Source organism: Streptomyces sp. NPDC005438 (assembly GCF_040606315.1).
Classification (GTDB): Bacteria; Actinomycetota; Actinomycetes; order Streptomycetales; family Streptomycetaceae; genus Streptomyces.
This window is the reverse complement of sequence record NZ_JBEXEP010000004.1, coordinates 1-22,145: the sequence shown is the minus strand read 5'-3', so window position 1 is coordinate 22,145 and position 22,145 is coordinate 1. Positions and strand designations below refer to the sequence as shown.

Genomic DNA, 22,145 nt, shown 5'->3' with positions numbered 1-22,145 from the left:
GGTCGGGGTGGGAGTCACTCTCGGTGCCACGGGGTTCTGAGAACACCGAAACCTGCCCGGCTTTGCCCTCGGCTGACCGATAAGCGTCCGGGGCCCGGGGCCCAATTCCCCTACCCCGCTTGGAATCTGAGCCGCGGGTCTATTAACGTTCGATAACGCAGTGCGGTCGTCACCGCCGTCACCAGACGGCGCCGCGCGCCAACGCCGAATCCCCTCGGGGCGTCGCCACCAGCGTCACCTCACCATGGGGGAACCGGGGAACCACATCACCTTGGGGTGAATCGGGCAACTCCCGCCCAGGAGAGGCCCGTAGGAGACCTTCCTGCTCCGAACCCGTCAGCTAACCCGGTAGGCGTGAGGGAAGGAAAGGAGAACGCCACTCGTGGCGTCCAACAGGTATGCCCCCGAGGCCGGTTACGGCCCCGCTGGCCCCTCCGCCCACCTCCCGTACGACCCGTACGGCATGGAGGAGAGCGACCCCCACGGTTCCCCGGACCCCGCGCCCTACCAGGCGTACGGCCCCCGCATCGAGACCGACGAACCCGAGTGGAACCCCACCGCCGAGTCGGTGCGGCCGGTACGCGGCCGGCACCGGGTGGTGCGGCAGCGCGGCGGCATGGCCCGCAGCGGCGCGGTGCTCGGCGTCGGCATGATCGCGGCCGTGGGCGCCGGAGGCATGGCGACCGCCCAGGACAAGTCACCCACCGCCGTCACCATGCCCGACCTGGGCTCCACGGTCGACAAGGTGTCCGCCGAACTGCCGGCGGCCAAGGAACTCCCCGGTGTGGGCGAGCTGTTGGCCGACGACGGGGCCGACCGTACGGTCAACGCCGCCCCGCTGACCCAGGCCGGGCTCACCCAGGACGACTCCCGCAACGGACAGACCAACGCGGGTGAGGCGCTGCGGCACCGCATCCTCGCCCAGGCCGAGCAGCAGCGCGGCCAGGCCGAACAGGCCGCCGCCGACGAGGCGGCCAGCGAGGCCGCCCGCCAGGCCGCCGCCAAGGCCGCCGAGGACGCGGAGAAGGAGCGGAAGGCCGAGGCCGAGAAGAAGCGCAAGGCGGCCGAGGAGAAGAAGCGGAAGGCGGAGGAGAAGCGTCGGGCCGAGCTGGCCAAGCAGTACACCGTGCCGCTCTCCTCGTACCAGCTCACCTCCGGTTTCGGCGACTCCGGCGGCATGTGGCAGAGCAACCACACCGGCCAGGACTTCGCCGCCCCCACCGGCACCCCGGTGAAGGCGGTGCACAGCGGCACCATCAAGGAGGCCGGCTGGGCCGGGAGTTACGGCTACCGCATCGTGCTGGAGCTGGACGACGGCACCGAGATCTGGTTCTGCCACCTGTCCTCGATGAGCCGCACCAGCGGCAAGGTCACCACCGGCGACGTGATCGGCCGGGTGGGCTCCACCGGGAACTCCTCCGGCCCGCACCTGCACGTCGAGGTCCGGCCCGGCGGGGGCGACGCCATCGACCCGCTGGCCTGGCTGCGCGGCAAGGGCCAGCAGGTCTGACCCCGCACCACCACCCCGCTCGGCCCTGACCGGCCCCACCTCGGGTCGGTCGACCGTACCGGCACCCGGTGTGCCGGTACGCCGAGGAGGGTACGAGGTGCGACGGCGCCCCCTGGCCGGGCGCCCACCCGGGCCCGCTTCCGCGCGGCCCCGCGAAACCCGGTGGCCCAGACGTACCCCCCGACGTCTGGGCCACCGTCCTTTTCCCGGACGGCCCCCGGGGTGTGCGGGTCGGATGCCGGACGGGTGCCCACCGAGCCGGGCCTTCCCCGGGGACGGCGCCGTAGACCTGGGGCACGCCGGGTGGGAGCTGGGGGTGCCCCCATGCGTGTGGTCAAGGTGGTGGGTCAGGACGGCGGCATGAGGACCTGGTTCCGCGCCTACTACCAGGACGAGGGTCTGTGGCTGTACTTCGAGACCGATGACGAGGGCTGGGCGGCGCGTCAGGTCGAGGTCAGGGAGCGGGACTCACGGCCGGTGACAGCGGCTTCCCTGGCGGAGGTCGTGGACCTGCGTGACCATGCCGATCTCGCGGCGATGGGGCGCTATGAACGGCGGTACGGCGTTCTCGCCGAAGGCCCCACGGACGGCTGGTGGGACCTGCCCCGTACATCGGAGATCTCCGAGGAGGAGTTCGAGCGGTGGTGGACCAGAGCACGGCAGGCTCTCGGCGACTCATCCTGACCTGACCGGCCGCGGATCGGAGAAGGTGCCGTGGGGAGCACGGCCGAAGAGGCCGTCGGCCCCTCGTCGTGCGAGGCGGAGCGGGGCCTGGGCAAGGCCTGGGCGGGGTGCCTGCCCCGTCCACCTGGTCGGGGGCCGGGTGTGGAGGCGGTACCGCACCTACGGGGTACCGGCGGGGGTGGCCGGCCGTGAGGGACGGCAGGGCGGGGCGAGCGGCGGGTGGCCGACGCCACGGGTGGGCCGACGAGCCCGGGGAGCGGTCGGGGCGCCGTCCGGGGTCAGTGGCTGGGCGGCCACACCGCCCACAGGTCGCCCTCGTCGGTGACCCGTTGGCCGGGGTAGGCCGCGCGCAGCCGTTGGCGTACCGCGTCCGCCTCCTGGGGCGGCAGGCCCTCCACCTCGCCGTGGACCAGCACCGCGCCGCCGAGCCGGGAGGCCCACACGTTCCGTCCGTGGAAGGCGTCCTCGACGAGCAGCTGGTCGGGGACGAGCCAGCTGTCGTTTGTTTCCATGACACGTTGCACAAGCGGCATTCCGTCAGCACCCCCGGGGTCGGTGAATTGTCTGAGCAAACCTCAACCAGCCGCAGAATCAAGGGAATTGGCGTACTGGTTCGCATTCGATGAACGCTTTGCTTCCGAATGCGCGAGCCACTGTATGCGTTTGCTCTAGGGAATGCAACGGGGGTTCGAGGGAACGGTCAGACCTCCCGCTCCGGGCGGTCGGCGCCCGGGGCGGAGCCGTTCGGACCGGCGGGGGACCCCGGTGGCGGACGGTCGGGCATCGGTGGCCACCCTGGTCGCCGGCCGTGGGGGCCTGGCCGGTGACCGGGCCCCGACGGCCATACCCACCCGGAGGTCGGGCGCCATCCACCGGGCGCCGGACCCGTGGGCGCCCCCACTCCGGGGAGCGCCCCCGGAAGCGCCCAGGTGCCCGAGGGGGGCCACGGGGGTGCCGCGTACGGGGTGGCCGGAGGACCGGGGGCGGCCCAGCCGCCCCCGTACGGCGGGGGATGGGTGGCGGGGGAGAGGGCGTAGGGGGTGGCCTGGCCCCAGGGAGCCAGGGCGATCCCCGGCGGGGGGAACAGGCGGGCCGCGTGAGCGGTGGCCGGACCGCCCACCCCGTGCCGGCGCCACATGTCGTGGAGCAACTCCCCCTCCCGCGCGGGGAAGTCCGGTTCCGGCACCCCTCGGGCCATCCGGTCCCGTAGCAGGGCGAGCGCGGTGGCGTACCGCTGGTACGCGGCGACCTCCCGCGCCCCCGCCGGGCCCAGCGTCTGTCGGGCGTGACTCCGGGCCAGCGAGCGGGCGCCCGCCACGGACAGGCCCCAGGGCTCCAGCGGCCCCAGCCAGCCGGCCGCCGCGTAGAGCGGCAACACCGCCCGTACGGTGCGCAGTTGCCGGCGCCGGGTCCACAGCGCCCACCAGACCAGCAGGGCCAGCAGGGGCGTCATCACGGTCCCGTACACCGCGAGGAACCCCAGCCCGCTGGCGGTGCCGTTCCACAGCGAGTGCAGCGCCATGGCGACGAGCAGCCCCAGTACGGGCGCGGCCGTACGGGCCTGCCGGCGGTCGGCGGGGGCGGCGGCCAGCAGCCCGAGGCCGATGCCGGTGGCCGCCGCGAACAGCGGGTGGGCGAAGGGGGACAGGCAGATCCGTACGAAGAAGGTGACCGCCGTCGCCTGGCCGCCGCCCATCGTCTGGTCGCCGTCGTAGGCCATGCCCAGGTAGAGGATGTTCTCGGTGAAGGCGAAGCCGGTGGCGCAGATGCCGGCCGCCGCCAGACCGGCCAGTGGTCCGGTGAACTGCCGTGGGCGCACCAGGTACAGCAGCGCCACCGGTACCGCCTTGACCAGCTCCTCCACCACCGGGGCCACCAGGGTGGAGCCGAGGGAGTCCACCTCGGCGGGGGAGTAGCGCTCCCCCAGCCACAGGCTGGCCGAGGTGTTGGCGACCATCGCCACCAGGGTCGCGCCACACGCCCCCCAGGCGAAGGCGAAACCGTGCTGCCGCCAGGGCACCGGGTCCAGGGCGCTGACCCAGCGGAAGCCGGCGACCAGCAGGGGCACCGGCAGCAGGGACAGCAGCAGCCCGACCACCAGGCCCTCGGTGCCGGTCTGTTCCCGTACCTGCCCCAGGATCACCACCCCGCACAGGGCCAGCACCCCCACCAGGGCGGCCAGCCGTACCGGCCCGCGCCGACGGTGCCACCAGGTGGGTGTCGGGGAGGGGTGGCCCCAGTGCCCCGGGGGCGGCGGGTATCCGGGCTCGCCGGGCAACCCCGGCGCCCGCCCGTCGGGGTCCGGGGCGTACGGGCTCGGGGCGTACGGGTCCGGGGCCGCCGCCTGGGCGGGGTCGCCGTGGGGGCCGCCCCCCGTCGCCTCGGAACGCACCCTTCGACGGTAGCCGTGCGGCCACCGTCCCGGCATCCTCAGTGACCGTCCGGGCACCGAGCACGCCCGAACGCTGACCGGACCGTCATCGCGGGGCATGTACCCATACCACCGCACCCGTCCGTGGAGTACCTTCTGCGCGAAGTGCGCGCCGGGGCCGGACAGTTGGCGGTCGCGGCGCCACCCCCTGGGCGGAGAGCCCCGGGAGGAACCCCCCACGAAGAACGGAGACCCCCGTGCGAGACGACTCGGTGCCCCTCGGCCAGCGGAGGACGACCAGACGCGGTGTACTGCGCGGGGCCGTGGGCGCGGCGCTCGGCCTCACCCTCGCCGGAGGCGCCCTCACCTCCGGCGCCGTCGCGGCACCCCGGAAGCCGGCCCTGGCTCTGGGCCCCAAGGACTGGATGGCCGCGCTGCCCGACTCCCGGGGCATCGACGACCTGGTGATCCCGGGCACGCACAACAGCTGCGCCACGGTCGGCGGCCCCTTCGACACCGCCAAGTGCCAGGAACTGTCCCTGCCGGAGCTGCTGGACCTCGGCGTGCGGTACCTGGACATCCGGTGCCGCCCCATCGACGGGGCCTTCACCATCCACCACGGCGCCGTCTACCAGAAGAAGAACTTCCACGACGTGCTCTCCGACTGCCGTACCTTCCTCACCGCCAACCCCGGGGAGACGGTGCTGATGTCGGTGAAGAAGGAGCACTCGGACGCCTCCGACGAGGAGTTCGCGAGCATCTTCAACGACCTGTACATGGACCAGGAGGGGTTCGATGACCTGGTGTACCGGGAGTCCGACGGAATCCCCACGCTGGGAGACGTACGCGGCAAGGTGGTGCTGATCGCCAGGCAGCCGGACATCGGCGGCCTGGACTGGGGCGACACGGGACTGCTCTCCGTACAGGACGACTACCAGCTCCCGGTCGCCGAGAAGTGGGCCCGGGTGCAGGAACACCTGGACGGGGCGGCCGAGGAGGGTGAGGGCGCCTCCCGGCTGTGGCTGAACTACGTGAGCACCACCACCGGGGAACCCATCCCCCTGCCGAGCCGGTACGCCGAGGAACTCAACCCGATGGTCGAGGAGCGGCTGCGGGGCGAGTACGACGCGGGCGAGCACCCCCTGTACGGGGCGGTGATCCTGGACTTCGCGGGTACGGCGGCCCCCGGACTGCCCGAGGCGATCTACCAGCTCAACGCGGCCGGCTGACCCCGCGCGGTGGAGCCGGACCGGTCACGGCTCCACCCCGGGCAGGGCGGCCGGCCGGGGGGTCGGTCCCGGGCGGGCGGTGCGCCGCCCGACGGTCCGAACGGCGCGCGCCCCGTGGGCCGTTACGCCGACGGGGCCTCGCCGGTGGGCCCGGTCACCCGACGGAACAGCAGGTCACGGACCCGGTGCCCCTTGTCCAGACCCTGCCCCTCGAAGCGGGTCAGGGGGCGGGAGGCGGGCCGGGGGGCGAAACCGCCACCCGGCACGGTGTTCTCGAACGCCGGATGCGCTTCGAGCACCTCCAGCATCCACTCCGCGTACGGCTCCCAGTCGGTGGCGCAGTGCAGCAGCGCGCCCTCCCGCAGGGCCGGCGCCGCCACGTCCAGGAACGCCGACTGGAGGAGCCGCCGCTTGTGGTGCCGCTTCTTGGGCCAGGGGTCGGGGAAGTAGATCCGCATCCCGGCCAGTGACCCGGGGGCCAGCATGGTTCGCAGCAGGATGACGGCGTCCCCGTTGGCCACCCGTACGTTGTCCAGCCCGTACTCCTCGGCCAGCCGCAACAGGTTGCCCTGGCCGGGGGTGTGCACGTCCACGGCGAGGATGCCGGTGTTCGCGTCGTCGGCGGCCATCCGCGCGGTGGCCTCGCCCATCCCGAAACCGATCTCCAGCACCACCGGCAGCGCCGGGTCACCGAACAGGTCGCCCAGGTCCAGCCGGCGCTGTCCGTCGACCTCCACGCCCCAGCGCGGCCACAGCCGCTCCAGCGCGGCGCGCTGCGCGGCGGTGACCCGGCTACGGCGGGGCTGGAAGCTGCGGATGACGCGCTCGTGGTGGGAGCCGACGGGGTCGGCGGCCGGGCCGGTGCCGCCGGGGAACATCCGGGACCGGTCCCGGTCGTCCGCCTCACCGGGCGCCGGTCGGGATTCGCTGGGCTGAGGGTTCATGGACACAGTGCCGCGAGTCTATGCGCCGGTCATCGCGCGCGCGGCGTCAGGTCCACCGGTCCCGGCCGTCCCGCAGCACCCGCAGGGCGCGGTCGGCGACCTCGCGCCCGATGGGCAGGGAGGCGGTGGCGGCCGGCGAGGGCGCGTTGAGCACGTGCACGGTGTGCGGGGCCTCGCTGATGAGGAAGTCGTCCACCAGGGTGCCGTCCCTCAGCACCGCCTGCGCCCGCACCCCGGCCGGGGCCGGCAGCAGGTCGTCCTCGGTGACCTCCGGCAGCAGCCGCCGCACCTGCCGGGTGAACGCCGCCTTGGACAACGACCGCCGCAGCTCGCCCACGCCGTACCGCCAGTGGCGGCGCGCGACGCCCCAACTCCCGGGGAAGCGGAGGGTGTCGGCCAACTCGTCCAGGCGCAGGTCACGGCGGGAGTACCCCTCGCGGGCGAGGGCCGGCACCGCGTTCGGCCCCAGGTGGACGCCGCCGTCGATGCCCCGGGTGAGGTGCACGCCCAGGAAGGGGAAGGCCGGGTCGGGCACCGGGTAGACCAGCCCGTGCACCAGCTTCTCCGCCTCGGGGCGCAGGGAGTAGTACTCACCCCTGAAGGGCACGATCCGCATCCGGGGCCGGTCGCCGGCCAGTCGGGCCAGCCGGTCGCAGTGCAGGCCCGCGCAGTTGACCAGCACCCGGGAGCGGACCACGGTCTCCCGGCCGTTCCGGTCCCGCACCAGCACCGCCACGCCCCGGCCGGGGCGGCGGTCCACGGCGACCACCTCGGTGCCGTACCGGGTCTCCACCCGGGCGTCCTCGGCGAGCCGGGCCAGCCGCTCGGTGACCGCCCGGAAGTCGCACACCCCGGTGGTGCCCACCTCGATGGCGGCCAGCCCCCGTACGTGCGGCTCCCGTTCGGCGATGCCGGCGGTGCCCAACTCCCGTACCGGGATGCCGTTCTCCCGGCCGCGCTGGGCCAGCGCGTGCAGCCGGGGCAGCTCCTCGCGGGAGGTGGCCACGATCAGCTTGCCGGTGACCTGGTGGGGCAGCTCCTGCCGGCGGCAGAACTCCACCATCTCCTTGGCGCCCCGCACCGCGTACCGCGCCTTGAGGGAACCGGGGCGGTAGTACACCCCGCTGTGGATCACCCCGCTGTTCCGCCCGGTCTGGTGGTGGGCCGGGGCGGCCTCCTTCTCCAGCAGCAGCACACGGGTGTCGGGAGCGGCGCGGGAGAGGGCGTGGGCGGTGGACATCCCGATGATGCCTCCGCCGATGATCAGCACCTCGCAGTCAAAGCGCACCCGGTCACTCCCTTGGTCCGACTCCCCGCCCGACGTCGCGGGGCACCCGTTGATGAGGCTCCCCATCATCGGTCACGGCTATGACAGCCCGGCCTTCGGTCTTCTCGGCCGGGCGGGACCCGTCCCCGGACGCCGGTCCCGAGTCCCGCCCGGACACGCGACCCGACTCGCGGCCCCGGCCGCGTCCCGGGCTCAGGCCGGGGTGGCGAGCAGGGGTCGGGCGCGTTCCCGCAGTTCCCGTACCCGGGGCTCGTCGTCGTACGGCTCCAGCCGGTGCAGCAGGTCCCGCACGTACTCGTTGGTGCGGGCGGAGGAGATCCGGCCGGCGACCTCCACGGCCCGGGTGCCGGCGGCGCAGGCGGCGTCCAGGTTGCCGGACTCCAGCTCGGCGACGGCGGACACCACCAGCCGCAGTCCGTGGGAGCGCACGTACTCCTCGGTGGGCTGGGACAGGGCCTGCTCGGTGAAGTGGCGCACCTGGCGGGGTGCCCTGAGGTCGCGGTAGCACTCGGCGGCGTCGGCGGCCAGGCGGTCGTAGGAGTAGAAGTCCAGCCAGTCGGGGTCCGGGTCGCCGTCCCGGGACCGCTCCAGCCAGTTCTCGGCGGCGGTGAGGGCGGCGGCACAGGAGGCGGCGTCGTCGTCCTTGGCCTGGGCCCGGGCCTCGACCAGGTGGAAGAAGCTCATGGTGCGGGCGGTGGCCAGGCCCCGGTTGCGTTCCAGGGCGGCCTGGGCCAGGTCCACGCCCTCGTCCGCGAAGCCCCGGTAGGTGGCCTGGAGGGACATCGAGGCCAGTACGTAGCCGCCCAGGGGCACGTCGGCGGCGGCCCGGGACAGCCGGAGGGCCTGGATGTAGTACCGCTGGGCGGCCTCCTGCTGGCCGGTGTCGAAGGCCATCCAGCCGGCGAGCCGGGTGAGTTCGGCGGTGGCGCCGAACAGGGAGCGGCCGACCTCGTCGGTGTAGGAGCCCAGCAGCAGGGGAGTGGCGTCCACCCGCAGGCACTCGGGGACCATGGAGGAACGCCAGTCGCCGCCGCCGTACTTGGAGTCCCAGCGCCGGGCCTCCTCGGCGGCCTGCCGCAGCTTCGCCACGTCGCTGTGCCCGACCCGGGCCACGGTGTTCTCGGTGCCCTCGGCGCGGGCGGCGGCGGCCACCTCGGGCGCGCGGGCGACCGAGCTGTCCGCGGGGGTGATCAGCCAGCGGGAGGTGGGGGTGGCGTAGGCGCTGACGGCGAAGGAGCCGGCCAGCGACTGCCAGATGCCGCCGCCCCGCCGACTGCCGAGGTCCAGGCGGTACAGGTCGGTGGCCGAGCGTACGGCGGCGCCCACGTCGCGGGGGAAGGCCAGCCCGATCTCGGGGGCCGGGTCGATGTCGGCGAGCCCGATCTCCATCAGGGGCACCGGCCGGCCGAGCTTGCCGGCGATGGCGGCGGCGATCAGATGGGGCGCGGCGCCCTGCGGGACCATGCCCTTGGACACCCAGCGGGCCACCGAGGTCTTGTCGTAACGGAGGGTCAGTCCGCGTTGGGCGCCGAGGTCGTTGACCCGGCGGGCCAGTCCGGCGTTGCTTATGCCCGCTAGGGCGAGGACTGCTCCGAGCTTCTCGTTCGGCCCGCGTGGCTCCCTGGACATGCGCACCCCTGACACACACTGACGGCCGCCCCGTCGGACGCGGGGCATTCCGCCAACCCAGCGTAGTTCGCCGCCTGCTCACCGTTAAGGGGTGTGGTGGGGGATGGCGGGATCGCGCCTGTGGCCAGAGGTCGGAGGGGATCTTCGCCGGTGGGCGCCGGTGGGGGTGGCGGGCGCGGGTTCGAGGCGCATGTGCCGGCGGGCTGTGCTCCCGCCGTGTGATGGTGCGCCGCTCATGCGCTCTGCCCCTCCGCCCGGGGTGGGCGCTTTGCTGGGATACGCGAGGGTCGGTCCCCGCAAACCCGGCCCTGGAGGCCGGGGTTCCGCTGCCAGCTCCCCGCGGGTCAGCGGTACGGTTCGGGAGGTTCCGGGAGGTAACCGCCCTCCCGAACCGTCCTGGAGGCCGCCGGGAGTCCCCTGTCGGGCTGATCGCGCCCGGGGTTCCGCAACCCGTGGTGCCGCCGTGACGGCGTGGGGCCGTGAGGGTCCGTGCGGGGTTCCGTTCCATCCCGGGGGTGTGCTCCCCCCGCGCGCTTCGGGGTGCCGTGCCTCCGAGGGGGAGCGCGACGTTCCGCGGTTCTCCCGGTCGCCGGTTCCGGTCGTCGGGTCGGGCGGTGCGAAGTGCGGTGCCGGGTCGGGGATTTGGCTGAAATGACACCGGTCGACCCCCTTGGCATATGCCCCTGCCCCTGACGTCCACATCGGTACGTAATTGTCCGTATCCCAGTCGGCGCCGCCCACCCCAACTCCCCCAACCAGCGGCCGACTTACCATGACTTGCCTCCCTATCCACTCCGCACCAGCCGCCCCACATGGCAGCATGGTCGACGAGGTCGACGACAGCAGTGCGGGGCGGAGGACACGGGGATGAGGTGGCTGGTCGGATGGAACGGTGCCACCGCCAACGCTGCCACCCGCCGCACCCTCCATCCCGTCGGCGGCCACCTGCTGTGGGGTGACCCCGACCCGCTGTGGGTGGTGGGCGACTGGCGCCCCGACGAAGTACGGGTCATCCAGGCCGACCCCGGCAACCGACTGGCCGTACTCGGCAACTGCGGGGCCACCGACGAGCAGCTCAAGGTCGGACTGGTCGCCGCCCGGGGCGGAGCGCTGCGCCACCTCACCGCCTGGCCGGGCAACTACACCGCCGTGGCCCGCATCGGACGCCGTATCACCATCACCGCCGACCTGGCCGGAGTCCGGCCGGTGTTCCACACCCCCTGGCGCGGCGGCACCGCCTACGCCACGGCCGCCCTGCCCCTGGCCGACCTGATCGAGGCCCAGTTCGACATCAGCCACCTGGCCGCCCTGCTCGCCTGCCCCGACTCCCCGGAGGCCCTGGGCGACAGCACCCCCTACTCCGACGTGCACCGGGTGGCCCCCGGACACGCGCTGATCCTCCGGGAGGGCGGCTCCCGGGAGATCGCCAGCTACGAACCGGCCACCCCCCTGGTGGTCGCCGCGCCCCCCAGCAACGCCGACGACGCCATCGCCGGGGTACGCGACGCCCTGGTCGAGGCGGTACGGGTACGACTGGACGCCCCCCGCCACGCGCCCCGCATCGACCTGGACGACCTCGACCCCGGTCCGGTACCGGGCATGGGCCCCGCCGAACGACGCGCGGCACGCGCCGCCCAGCAGGGCCGCGGACCGGTACCCGGCATCGGCGCCGACCTGTCCGGCGGCAGCGCCTCCGCCACCCTCGCCCTGCTGGCCGCCGGACTCCCCGGCACCCCGGGCACCCTGGCCGGCACCCCCGGCACCTCGGCCGGCCAACGACTCCTGGCCGTCACCTTCAACGACCGCACCCGCACCGGCGATTCACCCGAGGACCCGGCCGGCCGCCAGGCCGAACTGGAACGGGCCCGGCTGCTGGCCGAGAACCCCCGACTGCACCACGTGGTGGTCGCCGCCGGACCCGAGGCCCTGCCCTTCGCCGACCTGGAGAACGTCACCCTCACCGACGAACCCGCCCCCTCCCTCACCGCCGTGGCCCGACACCGCGCCCGGCTCTCCGCCGGCAGCGCCGACCACCTGGTGGGCCTCGGCGCCCGGCAGGTCCTGGACGCCCACCCCGCGAGACTCGCCGACCTGCTGCTGGACCGCAGACGCCGCCACCTGGTGCGCCCGGTCGCCGCCCTCGCCAAGGCCGAGGCCGCCCGGGGCCCGGCCGCCGTCAGCCCGGTACGCGTCCCCTTCACCGTCTACCGGGCCGCCCGACGCCTCGCCCGCACCCCGTACCGCCAGGGAGTGGAGGAGGCCGCCGCCCGACTGCGGTCCCGTACCTTCGTCGACGACCTCGACGACACCGTGGAGGGCGCGCTGCACGCCTCCCTGGCCGCCCTCACCTGGACCCGCCCCGGCCCGGCCGCCCGCTGGATGACCGGCGAGGCCCTCGCCGAGGTCGCCCTCCGACTAGAGGCCGGAGCCCTCGCCCGCCCCTCCGTGGAGCGCCCCGGCGACCGCCGCGCCCGCGCCGCCCTGGCCCGCCAGGCCGCCGACCACCGGATACTGGAACAGGCCGTGGAACTGCGCGGACAGCGCCTCCACGCCCCCTTCTACGACAACCAGGTGGTCCGCGCCTGCCGGCAACTCCCCGAGGCGCTCCGGGTCAGACCCGGAGCCCGGGCGCAGGTGCTGCGCTCGGTACTCGACTTCGCCGGCATCCACGAACTGCCCCCCGGCTGGGGCGCCACCCCCCTCCCCGCCCAGGACCCGGCCCAGCGGATCGGACTACGCACCGCCCTGGACCCGCTGCTGGACCTCTTCCACGCCCCCCTGCTGGCCGACGCCGGACTGGTGGAGGCCCGGGTGGTCCGTGACGCCCTCGCCGACGCGGCCGAGGGCCGGCCCCTGCCCCTGGACGGGCTGGCCGACCTGGTCGCCACCGAGATGTGGCTACGGCGACTGATGGCACGTCGGGGCAGCTGCTGGACCGGCAGCTCCGCCCCACGGCAACGCGCCGTCTCCGCCGGAGTGGTCCCGGTCAGTCGCACCCTCCCGGAACGCCCCGGAGCCTGAGGGGCCGGGCCCGCCCAGCGGGTTCCCCGGCCGGTCCGGTCTGGCCCGCCCACCAGGGGCCGGCCCGCCGCACCGGGGGAGGCCCGGCCGCCCCGTCCCCGGGGATCAGCTGCAACTCAGGCCGGAGGACGCCCAGTTGGCGTAGTAGGTGGGCAGGCCACCGGCCGGCTCCACCACCAGCCGTACGGTCTTGCTCCCGTTGAGGGCGACGTTCACCGGCACCGCGGGGTCACCGCGCTTCATCACCGGCGAGGTCCACAGCCGGCCGCCGTCCCCGTACACCGAGAAACGGGCCGCGTTGGGGGTCAGCGCCAGGTCGTCGATGCCCACCTTCGCCTGGTACCTGTCGCACTGCCGGTTGAGGTCGATCCGTACCGTCGACGGGCCGCTGACGGTGATCCCGTGGTCGAACCGCTGGTCGTCGACGGACAGGCTGTCGCGGTTCCACACCCAACTGCTCTCCAGCACCCGCAGCGTGGGCTCGTCCTCGTCACCACCGAGGCCACCCCAGCGCAACTCGTTGATCTGGTAGTCCTCCGCCGGTGGTGGAGGCGGAGGGGGAGTGTCGGGCGGCGGCTTGGTGGGCGTCGGGCTGGACGAAGGCGGCGTCGGCGATGGCTTGTTCGGTGGCTTCGAGGGATCCGACGGCTTCGAGGGCTTGTCCGCCGACGCGCTGGGCTTGTCCGCGGGCGGCTTGGCCTGCGACTGCTTCGCGGGCGGCACCGGCGGCTTCGGCTCGGGCTTCGGCGGCTTGGGCTGGGAGTCGTTCGGCGGCGCGGAAGCCGGGGGCTTCGGCTTGGCCTCCTCCTTCTTCTTGGGAGGCGCCTCGCCGCCGGTCAACGCCATGGCCAGGGCCAGCGCCGCCGCCAGCACCACACCGGCGACGATCCCCGCCTTGGCCGGGGTGCCCAACCCCTCGGAGGCGGCACCCCCGCCCGAGGCGCCACCCGAACTGGTCGCCCCCGTCGCGGCGGCGGCCGTACCCGCGGCACCCGCCGCCCCCGTACCGGCCAGGATCCCGGCCAGCGACTTGGCGCCGCCCGCCGCGAACCAACCGATGAAGGCCACCGGAACCAGAATCCTGATGTGCTGGTTGAGGTCCTTGACCTCCAACGCCGCCGTACGGCAGTCGTCGCACTGGTCCAGGTGCTGGCGCAGTCCGCGTTCGGCCCGGCTGCGCAGACCGCCCCGGGCGTAGGCGCCCAGCCGGTCGGCGTACCGCGCGCAGTCGCCGCCCTCGGTACGGGCCCGGCTGACGTGCGCCTGGAGGAACGCCTGCTTGAGCTTCTCCCGCGCCCGGTGGGCCAACACCGCCGTGGCGTTGTCGGTCATCCCCAACAGCGGGGCCACGTCGCGGGGCGCGCTCTCCTCGATGGTGGTGTGCCACAGCACCGTCTGGTACTTCTCCGGCAGGCTGCGGAACGCCCGCACCGCCAGGGTGCGGTCCGCCTCCCGCATGGCCTGCACGTCGGCGCCCACGTCGGCGGTCTCGTCCGCCCGCGCCTCGGCGGCCGTGGCGGCGAACACCGCGAAGTCCTCGACCAGTTGCTCCCGCTTGGCGGTACGCGTCCACTGGGCGGCGACATGGCGCACCGAGGTCAGCAGGTAGGCCCGCACCGACGTACGGGGGCCCTCACCCGCGCGCACCGCCTGAAGGGTGCTGGCGAACACCTCGCCGGTGAGGTCGTCGGCGGTGTCCGCGTCCCGACAGCAGGTACGCGCGTACCGCCGCACCTGCTCGGCGTGCCTGCGGTACAGCTCGTCGTAGGCGCCGCTGTCGCCCTCCCGCATCCGCTCGACCAACTCGGTGTCCGAGGGGCCGAGTTCGGCCGGGTCCGGGCTGTCCTCCCGCTGCCGGGGAACCGAGGGGCCGGTGTCCGGCGGTACGGTCCGCCGCCCCTGCTCGGGCACCTGGGCCTTCGAGGTCGCGGCCTTGGCCGGACCCGGCGTGGCCTCGGACGAACCGTCGACCGGAGCGGCCCCACCCGGGGCCTCCCCCTCGGGGGGAACGCCGGAGTCTCCCCCGGCCGTGGAGCCCGGCCCGTTCACACTCATCTGAGACTGCCCCCTTGCCACGCCGGCGGAAGGGCCCGAACCGAGCGGGCGGGGCCTCCCGCGCGCTGACCCTCGTCAGCCACCGACCCAGAGTGCCACAGATCCGGCCACCCCCCACAGGAAACGGCCGGAAGCGCTCCCCGATGCCCACAAGGGCACGACACCTGTCAACTCCCGTCACCCGTATGTCATTTGAGACGCCCGTCCGGGGTGGGCGGAAGCCCCCTTCCGAACGGGCGTCGTGTGGCGATGGCCACGTTCAGCGCGGCGTTCAGCGATCGCGTTCAGCGACTGGCGTTCAGCGAGGGCGTTCAGCCACCGCGTTCACCCGTCACCTTCGGCGACCGCGCTCAACGGGCCTGTGGTCCGTGCGGGCGCAGCCCCTCCAGCAGGATGTCCAGCAGGCGGTTGGCCACGGCCGTCTGCTGCGCGGCGTCCGGCAACGAGGGCGCGGCGGTGGCGATCACCAACAGCACGTCGGAGACCGTGACGTCCGAGCGCAGCGCCCCGGTGGCCCGGGCCCGCTCCACCAACTGGCCCACCACGGACAGCAGTTCCTCGGGGCTGCCGTCCGGCTCCCCGACCCCCACCACCCCGGTGGCCTGGTCCGGCTGGCCCACGGCCGACGGCACCGCGACCCCACCGACCGCCGGCGCGACCGGGGCCGCCGAGGGCTCCGTACGGGACACCGGCTGAGGCCGCCCCGCCCCCTCCACAGGGACCTCCGCCTCGCCGACCCGCAGCACCCGGGGCGGCAGCAGCCGTCCGGCGCCGGAGGCCACCGAGGTGCGCAGGAACCGGGACAGGGCCGCCCAGGCGTCCCCCTCCTGCTCCAGCGCGCTGCGCGCCTGTTCGGTCAGCCGCGCGGTCTCCTCCTGGGCGATCCGCTGCACCAGCACGTCCTTGCTGGGGAAGCGGCGGTAGACGGTGCCCACCCCGACCCGGGCCCGTCGGGCGACGTCCTCCATGGGAGCGCCGTACCCCAGTTCACCGAACACCTCGCGGGCGGCCCGCAGCACGTGTTCGAGGTTGCGTTGCGCGTCCACCCGCAGAGGGGTGGCGCGGGGGCGGCCAGGCGCCCCCGGAGCGGGCCGGCCACCGCCGGCGCCGTTCAGATGTCTCCCCGGAGCCGGGTTGGTCCGCCCGGCGCGGTCCGTGGTGACGGTGGACTGTGCGTGAGAGGGCGCGGTCGTCTGTGCCGGTCGTGCGGCACTGGACCAGCGAGAACCCTGGGCACGCTGAATCTGCATAGCTCATTCCCCCGGTACTGATGTCTCCCCCCGGGAGACCCCCACCCGTTTTTTGACGCGCGAAGGACACGGCGGTGGCTCCGTCGGTCACGACGCGACTACGAACATAGTTGAGGCCAGGTCAAGTGAGAAGGGGGACGACTGTCCATCCGCCTGTCATGAATTTGCATAGGCGCAGGTGAAAGGGGGTTTCCTCATTCCGAGGGGGGTCAGGAAATCCGAGTTGACCTCACCAATACCCCGCCCCGTGGGAAAGCCCCGCCAAACGGACTCAACGCTTCCGTCCGCCCGGCCGCCGTCACGCTCCTCGCCCTTCCGTGTGGACAAACGGCACCCCACGGGTGCGTCATGGACGGGTGAGCGAACCCAGGCGCATTCTCGTGATCGGCGGCGGCTACGTCGGGATGTACACCGCGCTGCGACTACAGCGCAGACTGCGGGGCGAACTGCGACGTTCGGCGGCCGGCGAGGGCGGCGTACGCGTGACCGTCGTCGACCCCGAGCCGTACATGACCTACCAGCCCTTCCTCCCCGAGGCGGCGGCCGGCTCCATCTCACCCCGCCACGTCGTCGTACCGCTGCGCCGGGTGCTGCCCCGCTGCCAGATCGTCGTCGGCGAGGCCACCGACATCGACCACGAGAAACGCGTCGCCTCGGTACGCACCCTGGCCACCGTCGAGGAGGGCGCCGACGACCTGCGACTGGACTACGACGAACTCGTCCTCGCCCCCGGCTCCATCTCCCGCACCCTCCCGGTCCCCGGACTGGCCGAACACGGCATCGGCTTCAAGACCGTGGAGGAAGCCATCGGGCTGCGCAACCACGTACTGGAACAGCTCGACATCGCCTCCTCCAGCCGCGAACCCGAGGTCCGCGACGCCGCGTTGACCTTCGTGTTCGTCGGAGGCGGCTACGCCGGAGTGGAGGCCCTGGCCGAACTGGAGGACATGGCCCGCTACGCCTGCCGCTACTACCACAACATCGAACCCCACGACCTGCGGTTCCTGCTGGTCGAGGCCACCGACCGCATCCTGCCCGAGGTCGGCGAGGAGATGGGCGGCTACGCGATACGCGAGCTGCGCGCCCGCAACATCGACGTACGCCTGGGCACCCGCCTCCTCAGCTGCGAGAACCGGGTCGCCACCCTCGACGACGGCTCCCGTTTCCCCACCCGCACCCTGGTGTGGACCGCCGGCGTCAAACCCCACCCCATCCTCGCGGCCACCCGCCTCCCCCTCGACTCCCGGGGACGCCTGGACTGCGAACCCACCCTGCGGGTCAGCGGAGTCGACCACGTGTGGGCGGCCGGCGACGCCGCCGCGATCCCCGACCTCACCGTCGAGACCCCGGCCCCCACCGACGGCTCCGAGGCACCCACCCCCACCTGCGCCCCCAACGCCCAGCACGCGGTACGCCAGGCCCGGCGCCTCGCCGACAACCTCGTCGCCGACCTGCGCGGCCGGCCCCTCACCGAGTACCGCCACTCCTACGCCGGTTCGGTCGCCTCCCTCGGCCTGCACAAGGGGGTGGCCCACGTCTACGGCCGCAAGGTGAAGGGGCTCCCGGCCTGGCTGATGCACCGGGCCTACCACCTCAGCCGGGTACCCACCATGAACCGCAAGGCCAGGGTGTTCGCCGAGTGGAGCATCGCCGGCGTCTTCAAACGGGAGATCGTCTCGCTCGGCTCCCTGGAACACCCCCGCGCCGAGTTCGAGCTGGCCGCCCGCACCGTCCGGGATCCCGCCAAGGAGTGACCCTGGCCGGAGCGTGGAACTCCGTTACACCACAAGGCGTCTGAGGGGTTGTCCGTGCCCTGCGCCACACTGTACGTGTGACCATGGGTGGGTCCCCCACATCCGCCGACCCCAGACAACCGAGACAGGAAACCGGACGTGAACTTCACGCGCTGGAGCGCCCGACTGCCAGGCACCCAGCGGCGCACGGCCGCCCAGGCCGCCCGCGCCGCATCCCGGGTGCGGGCCGGGGCCGCCATGCGCGCGGGCGTCCCCGCCGCCCGGGGCCCGGCCGGCGGCACCGGCGAGGGCACCGGCACCGGGTCGACCCCCCTCACCTCACCCGACTTCGACGCCCTGCTGGGCGGCATCCCCGGACCGGTCGCCGTGCTGCACGGCCCCGACCACCGGACGCTGTACCTCAACCCGGCGTACGCCACCGTCTTCCCCGGCGACCACCCCCTGGACGAGCCGGCCGACAAGGCCCTGCCCGAGCTGGTCGAACTCGGGGTGCTGCCCCTGCTGGACCAGGTGCGCCGCAGCGGCAAGTCCCGCGCCGTCAAGTCCCGGAGGGTGCCCGGCACCACCCGCGACCAGCACTACACCTTCACCTGCACCCCCGTGGAGCTGTCCCCCGCCGAGGAGCCCTCCGGCCGGGGCGTGCTGGTGTTCGCCACCGAGGTCACCGACCAGGCCGAGGCCGCCGAGCGCCTCCGCGCCAGCGAGTCCCGGCTGCGCGAGGCCACGGTCACCCTCCAACGCAGCCTGCTGCCCCAGAAGTTGGAGCAGCCGGACGACCTTCGGGTGGCCGCCGTCTACCAACCCGGTGGCATGGAGTCCGCGGTCGGCGGCGACTGGTACGACGTGATCACCCTCGGCGCCGGCCGTACCGCCCTGGTCATCGGGGACGTGATGGGCCGGGGCGTGCGTGCCGCCGCCGTGATGGGCCAACTCCGCACCGCCGTACGCGCCTACGCCCGCCTCGACCTCCCCCCGCACGAGGTGCTGCAACTGCTGGACGGCCTCGCCGCCGAGATCGACTCCAGCCAGATCGCCACCTGCGTCTACGCGGTCCACGACCCCAACGAGGGCCAGCTCACCTACGCCTCCGCCGGCCACCTCCCCCTGCTGGTACGGGACGCCGACGGCACCGTCGAGCGGGCGTACGAGCCCACCGGTCCGCCCCTGGGCACCGGCGGCTGGATCCACACCTCCGGCACCATCCCCCTCGGCCCCGGCGCCTCCGCCGCGTTCTACACCGACGGCCTGGTCGAACGCCGCGACGAGGACATCGACGAGGGAGTCCGCGCGGTCTCCGCCGCCTTCGCCGAGGCCAAGGGCACCCCGGAGGAGGTCTGCGACCGGCTGCTGCACGACCTGGGCATCACCGCCGAACACGACGACGACGTCGCGGTGCTGGTGGTCCAGCACCCCGACCGCGACGGACCGGAGGCCGAACGCTTCCACAACGCCGCCCTCGACCTGCTGGGCGGAGTGGAGGCCGCACCCCGGGCCCGGGCCTTCGCCTCCGGCGTCCTGGCCAGCTGGCGCTTCCCGGTGGAACTACGGGACCTGGGAGTGCTGGCCGCCAGCGAACTGGTCGCCAACTCCCTCCAGCACGGCACCCCACCGATGAGGCTGCGGCTGCGCCGTACGGACCGCCGGCTGATCGTGGAGGTCACCGACGGGGACGAGCACCTGCCCCGCCGCCACGCCGCCGGCACCGTGGACGAGACCGGCCGTGGCCTGTCCATCGTCGCCACCATCGCCAGCACCTGGGGCGCCCGCCGTACGGCCGACGGTGGCAAGTCGGTGTGGTGCGAGTTCGCCCTCCCCGACACGGAGCCGTCCACCCCGAGCTGACCGGTACGGTGCCCCGCTCCCCGCTCCTCCATGAACGGGGAGCGGGGCCGAGGCGCCCCGCGCCCCGACCCCGCTCCCGTGTTCCGCGCCTGTGTCCAGGGCCCGGCCGTCCCGACCCCGGTCAGACCACCGACGTCAACTCCCCGCGCGCGCCGGCCACTTCGGCCCCCGACACCGGGCTGACCTCCGCTTCCCGCCCCTCGGCGACCGCCGGTTCCGGCAGCCGGACCAACGGATTGTCCTGTACGGGCGTCAACCTCCGGCCCAGCCACAGGGCCAGCGCCGTGATGCCGAGGGAGCACCCCACCAGCATCGCGATGTACGCCCCGTACACCCCGGCTGCGGCCATCAGTCCGCCCACCGCCGGCCCGAGGGCGAGCGCGCACTGCTTCACCAGCGCCAACGCCGAGTTGTACCGCCCCACCATCGGTCGCGGCGCCAGGTCGGCGACCAGCGGAGCCACGGTGGGCGAGAGCATGGACTCGCCCAGGCCGAACAGCGCGTAGGTCGAGATCAGCAGGGCGGTGGCGACCACATGGCTCCCGGCCACCAGCCCGGACACCCCGGCGGCCACCCAGGCCACCGTCCAGACCAACCCCACCAGGGCGATCACCCGGCTGCGCCGGCGCCCCTCCACCCACCTCAGCACCACGAACTGCGCCACCACGATGGTCGCGGTGTTCGCCGCCAGGGCGATCCCCAGCGTGGACGTGGAGATGCGGGTGACCTCCACCGCGTACGCCGACAGCCCGGACTCGAACTGCCCGTAGCAGGCGAAGAACATCACGAAGCCCAGCACGCACAGCAGGACCATCGCGCGGTCCCGCGCCAGGGTCCGCCAGCCCCCACCACCCGTGGCGGCCGGCTCCGGCGCGGAGGCCGTTGGGTTGTCCCCGGAGTGGACCACGCGCGAGACCCGGGGCAGCCGGGTGGTGGCCAGTACGCCGGCGAGCACCAGGAACATGGTCGCCTCGACCACGAACAGCAGGGTGAAGGTGCCCGGCCGGTGTTCGTCGACCATCAGCCCGCCGAGCAGACCCCCCACCCCGAGGCCGAGGTTGTTGAGGAAGAACTGGGTGGCGAAGGCGCGCGAACGGCTGGTGTGCGTCGAGCACCACACGATCATGGTCGCCAGGGCCGGGTGGATCACCGCGATGCCCCCGCCCATCAGCGCGGAGGAGGCCATGACCGCCCCCGCACTGGACGACAGCCCGAATCCCAGTGCCCCGGCCGAAGCCACGAACGCCCCGGCCAGGCCCACCGGCATCGGTCCGCGGCGGTCGATCACCCGGCCGATGAACGGCAGCACCACGAGCGCGGACAACGCGAACACGGCCAGCACCGCACCGGCGGTGCCCGACCCCAACTCCCGCACCCTGGCCACGTAGACGAACAGGAACGGGACCGTGAACCCACTCCCGAACGCGCCCAGGGCGTTGCCCACTTGGATCCGGCGCAACGCGGCGCCCATCTCGCTGGTCACACTCACCTTCCTCGGTAGAGAGGGACACCTGGTCCCAAGAGTTCAGAGCTAAAGTTCGAAGCTAAAGGCTACATACGGCAAGTCTTCAAGTCGAACAGCTTTACGTGCGATACTCCCCACATGTCTGAGCAGCCCCCCACGCTCGACGACGAGATCGCCATCTACCAGCGGGAGTTCCACGACCTGGACCCGCAGGTGGAGAAGGTCGTCAACGCCCTCAGCCGCCTCGATCGCCGCATGAACGTGGCCTACGGACGGCAGCTGGCCACCCTCGGCCTGCGGAACGCCGAGTGGGAGGTCCTCAAGGAGCTGGTGATGGTCGGCGACCCCTACCAGCTCTGGCCCAGCACCATCGCCAAGCGCCTGGGCCTCACCCCGGCGGCGATGACCCACCGCGTGGACCGCATGGAAGCCGAGGGCCTGGTCACCCGTGAGCGCGACCCCGACAACCGGGTACGCGTGATCATCGGCCTCACCCGGGAAGGCCGGGGCAAGTGGCTGGAGGTGATGCGCCTCGCCACCACCTTCGAGGAGGAACTGCTCCAGGACCTCGACCCCGGCGAGCGTGCCACCCTCGGGGATCTGCTGACCCGGCTCCTGCGCCGGGTGGAGGCGGCCCAGCCCGACGCCCTGGGCCGTCTAACCGACCTTGACTAGGCGAGTTGACAGCCACGGGGTCGCTCCGTAAGCTCCTTCGAGCTGCCGACGGGCTATGCCTGTTCTGGTGGCGTTTTTGTCGCTGTTCGGCGGCGTTTACTGTTCTTGCTTGTCCCTCTTTCTGGTGGGGCCGTGTTCGGTGTGTCTGGATGCGGTTGTGCTGGGGGTTGGCTCGGTTTTGTGGGGCCGGGGGGATGTGTTTAGGGTGGTGGGTGTCGCCGGGTTTACGGCGGCGGTTTCCGGTGGTTGCTGGATTTGTTTTTCTGCCTGTTGTTGGTTTCCCGGGTTGGGGGATCGGGCGGGGGAAAAGGTCTGGTAGAGTCGGAGACAGCGGAAAGGGAAACGCCCGGAGAGAGCCTGGAAGGGTTTTTGAAGGTAGCGTCCGTTTCTTGAGAACTCAACAGCGTGCCAAAAGTCAACGCCAAGTT

The 22,145-nt window shown here is 73.3% G+C and carries 15 protein-coding genes and 1 riboswitch; of the genes, 7 read left to right on the top strand and 8 right to left on the bottom strand.

Features of this window, described 5'->3' with window-relative positions; translation table 11 throughout:
- Positions 1-192 precede the first annotated feature (192 nt).
- Positions 193-370, top strand: a riboswitch (cyclic di-AMP (ydaO/yuaA leader).
- Between the two features lie 12 nt (positions 371-382).
- Both ABZT14_RS10395 and ABZT14_RS10390 read left to right on the top strand, forming a co-directional pair.
- On the top strand, positions 383-1,510 hold the full coding sequence (locus tag ABZT14_RS10395; RefSeq protein ID WP_356299394.1) for a M23 family metallopeptidase: 1,128 nt from the start codon (positions 383-385) through the stop codon (positions 1,508-1,510).
- Between the two features lie 324 nt (positions 1,511-1,834).
- Entirely contained in the window at positions 1,835-2,194 is a 360-nt protein-coding gene (locus ABZT14_RS10390; protein WP_356299392.1) for a hypothetical protein, read from the top strand.
- Positions 2,195-2,472: 278 nt separating this feature from the next.
- On the opposite strand, the gene ABZT14_RS10385 is transcribed toward ABZT14_RS10390, so the two are convergent.
- A complete protein-coding gene (locus ABZT14_RS10385) occupies positions 2,473-2,706 on the bottom strand; it encodes a hypothetical protein (RefSeq protein ID WP_356299390.1) in 234 nt (77 codons plus the stop codon).
- Between the two features lie 188 nt (positions 2,707-2,894).
- Positions 2,895-4,586, bottom strand: a complete 1,692-nt coding sequence (locus ABZT14_RS10380) for a PrsW family intramembrane metalloprotease (RefSeq protein ID WP_356299388.1) — start codon at positions 4,584-4,586, stop codon at positions 2,895-2,897.
- A 236-nt stretch (positions 4,587-4,822) separates the two neighbouring features.
- Between ABZT14_RS10380 and ABZT14_RS10375 the strand changes: the two genes are divergently transcribed.
- On the top strand, positions 4,823-5,794 hold the full coding sequence (locus ABZT14_RS10375; protein WP_356299386.1) for a phosphatidylinositol-specific phospholipase C: 972 nt from the start codon (positions 4,823-4,825) through the stop codon (positions 5,792-5,794).
- 122 nt (positions 5,795-5,916) lie between these two features.
- Here ABZT14_RS10375 and trmB read toward each other — a convergent pair whose 3' ends face one another.
- The 3 genes from trmB to ABZT14_RS10360 all read right to left on the bottom strand — a co-directional run bounded on the left by trmB (position 5,917) and on the right by ABZT14_RS10360 (position 9,655).
- Complete coding sequence (gene trmB, locus ABZT14_RS10370; protein WP_356300126.1) at positions 5,917-6,672, bottom strand: tRNA (guanosine(46)-N7)-methyltransferase TrmB; 756 nt, start codon at positions 6,670-6,672, stop codon at positions 5,917-5,919.
- A gap of 112 nt (positions 6,673-6,784) precedes the next feature.
- Positions 6,785-8,026 carry an L-2-hydroxyglutarate oxidase gene (gene lhgO / locus ABZT14_RS10365; protein ID WP_356299384.1) on the bottom strand — a complete coding sequence of 414 codons (1,242 nt, stop codon included), beginning with the start codon at positions 8,024-8,026 and terminating at the stop codon, positions 6,785-6,787.
- Between the two features lie 192 nt (positions 8,027-8,218).
- The gene (locus tag ABZT14_RS10360; protein WP_356299382.1) at positions 8,219-9,655 is read right to left on the bottom strand and encodes an MFS transporter; all 1,437 of its coding nucleotides are present in this window, start codon (positions 9,653-9,655) and stop codon (positions 8,219-8,221) included.
- A gap of 867 nt (positions 9,656-10,522) precedes the next feature.
- Between ABZT14_RS10360 and ABZT14_RS10355 the strand changes: the two genes are divergently transcribed.
- Positions 10,523-12,676 (top strand): asparagine synthase-related protein, encoded by a 2,154-nt coding sequence (locus ABZT14_RS10355; protein WP_356299380.1) that lies wholly within the window; start codon positions 10,523-10,525, stop codon positions 12,674-12,676.
- Between the two features lie 105 nt (positions 12,677-12,781).
- Here ABZT14_RS10355 and ABZT14_RS10350 read toward each other — a convergent pair whose 3' ends face one another.
- Complete coding sequence (locus tag ABZT14_RS10350; RefSeq protein ID WP_356299378.1) at positions 12,782-14,731, bottom strand: sigma-70 family RNA polymerase sigma factor; 1,950 nt, start codon at positions 14,729-14,731, stop codon at positions 12,782-12,784.
- 350 nt (positions 14,732-15,081) lie between these two features.
- Entirely contained in the window at positions 15,082-15,846 is a 765-nt protein-coding gene (locus tag ABZT14_RS10345) for a helix-turn-helix domain-containing protein (protein ID WP_356300122.1), read from the bottom strand.
- A 491-nt stretch (positions 15,847-16,337) separates the two neighbouring features.
- Here ABZT14_RS10345 and ABZT14_RS10340 point away from each other — a divergent pair, with 491 nt between their 5' ends.
- Together ABZT14_RS10340 and ABZT14_RS10335 are read left to right on the top strand one after the other, a co-directional pair.
- Positions 16,338-17,735, top strand: coding sequence for an NAD(P)/FAD-dependent oxidoreductase (locus ABZT14_RS10340; RefSeq protein ID WP_356299376.1), 1,398 nt, complete (start codon positions 16,338-16,340; stop codon positions 17,733-17,735).
- 138 nt (positions 17,736-17,873) lie between these two features.
- The gene (locus ABZT14_RS10335) at positions 17,874-19,577 is read left to right on the top strand and encodes an ATP-binding SpoIIE family protein phosphatase (RefSeq protein WP_356299374.1); all 1,704 of its coding nucleotides are present in this window, start codon (positions 17,874-17,876) and stop codon (positions 19,575-19,577) included.
- A gap of 121 nt (positions 19,578-19,698) precedes the next feature.
- On the opposite strand, the gene ABZT14_RS10330 is transcribed toward ABZT14_RS10335, so the two are convergent.
- Complete coding sequence (locus ABZT14_RS10330) at positions 19,699-21,048, bottom strand: MFS transporter (RefSeq protein WP_356300119.1); 1,350 nt, start codon at positions 21,046-21,048, stop codon at positions 19,699-19,701.
- Between the two features lie 132 nt (positions 21,049-21,180).
- Between ABZT14_RS10330 and ABZT14_RS10325 the strand changes: the two genes are divergently transcribed.
- Positions 21,181-21,717, top strand: coding sequence for a MarR family transcriptional regulator (locus ABZT14_RS10325; RefSeq protein ID WP_356299372.1), 537 nt, complete (start codon positions 21,181-21,183; stop codon positions 21,715-21,717).
- Positions 21,718-22,145: the final 428 nt, after the last annotated feature.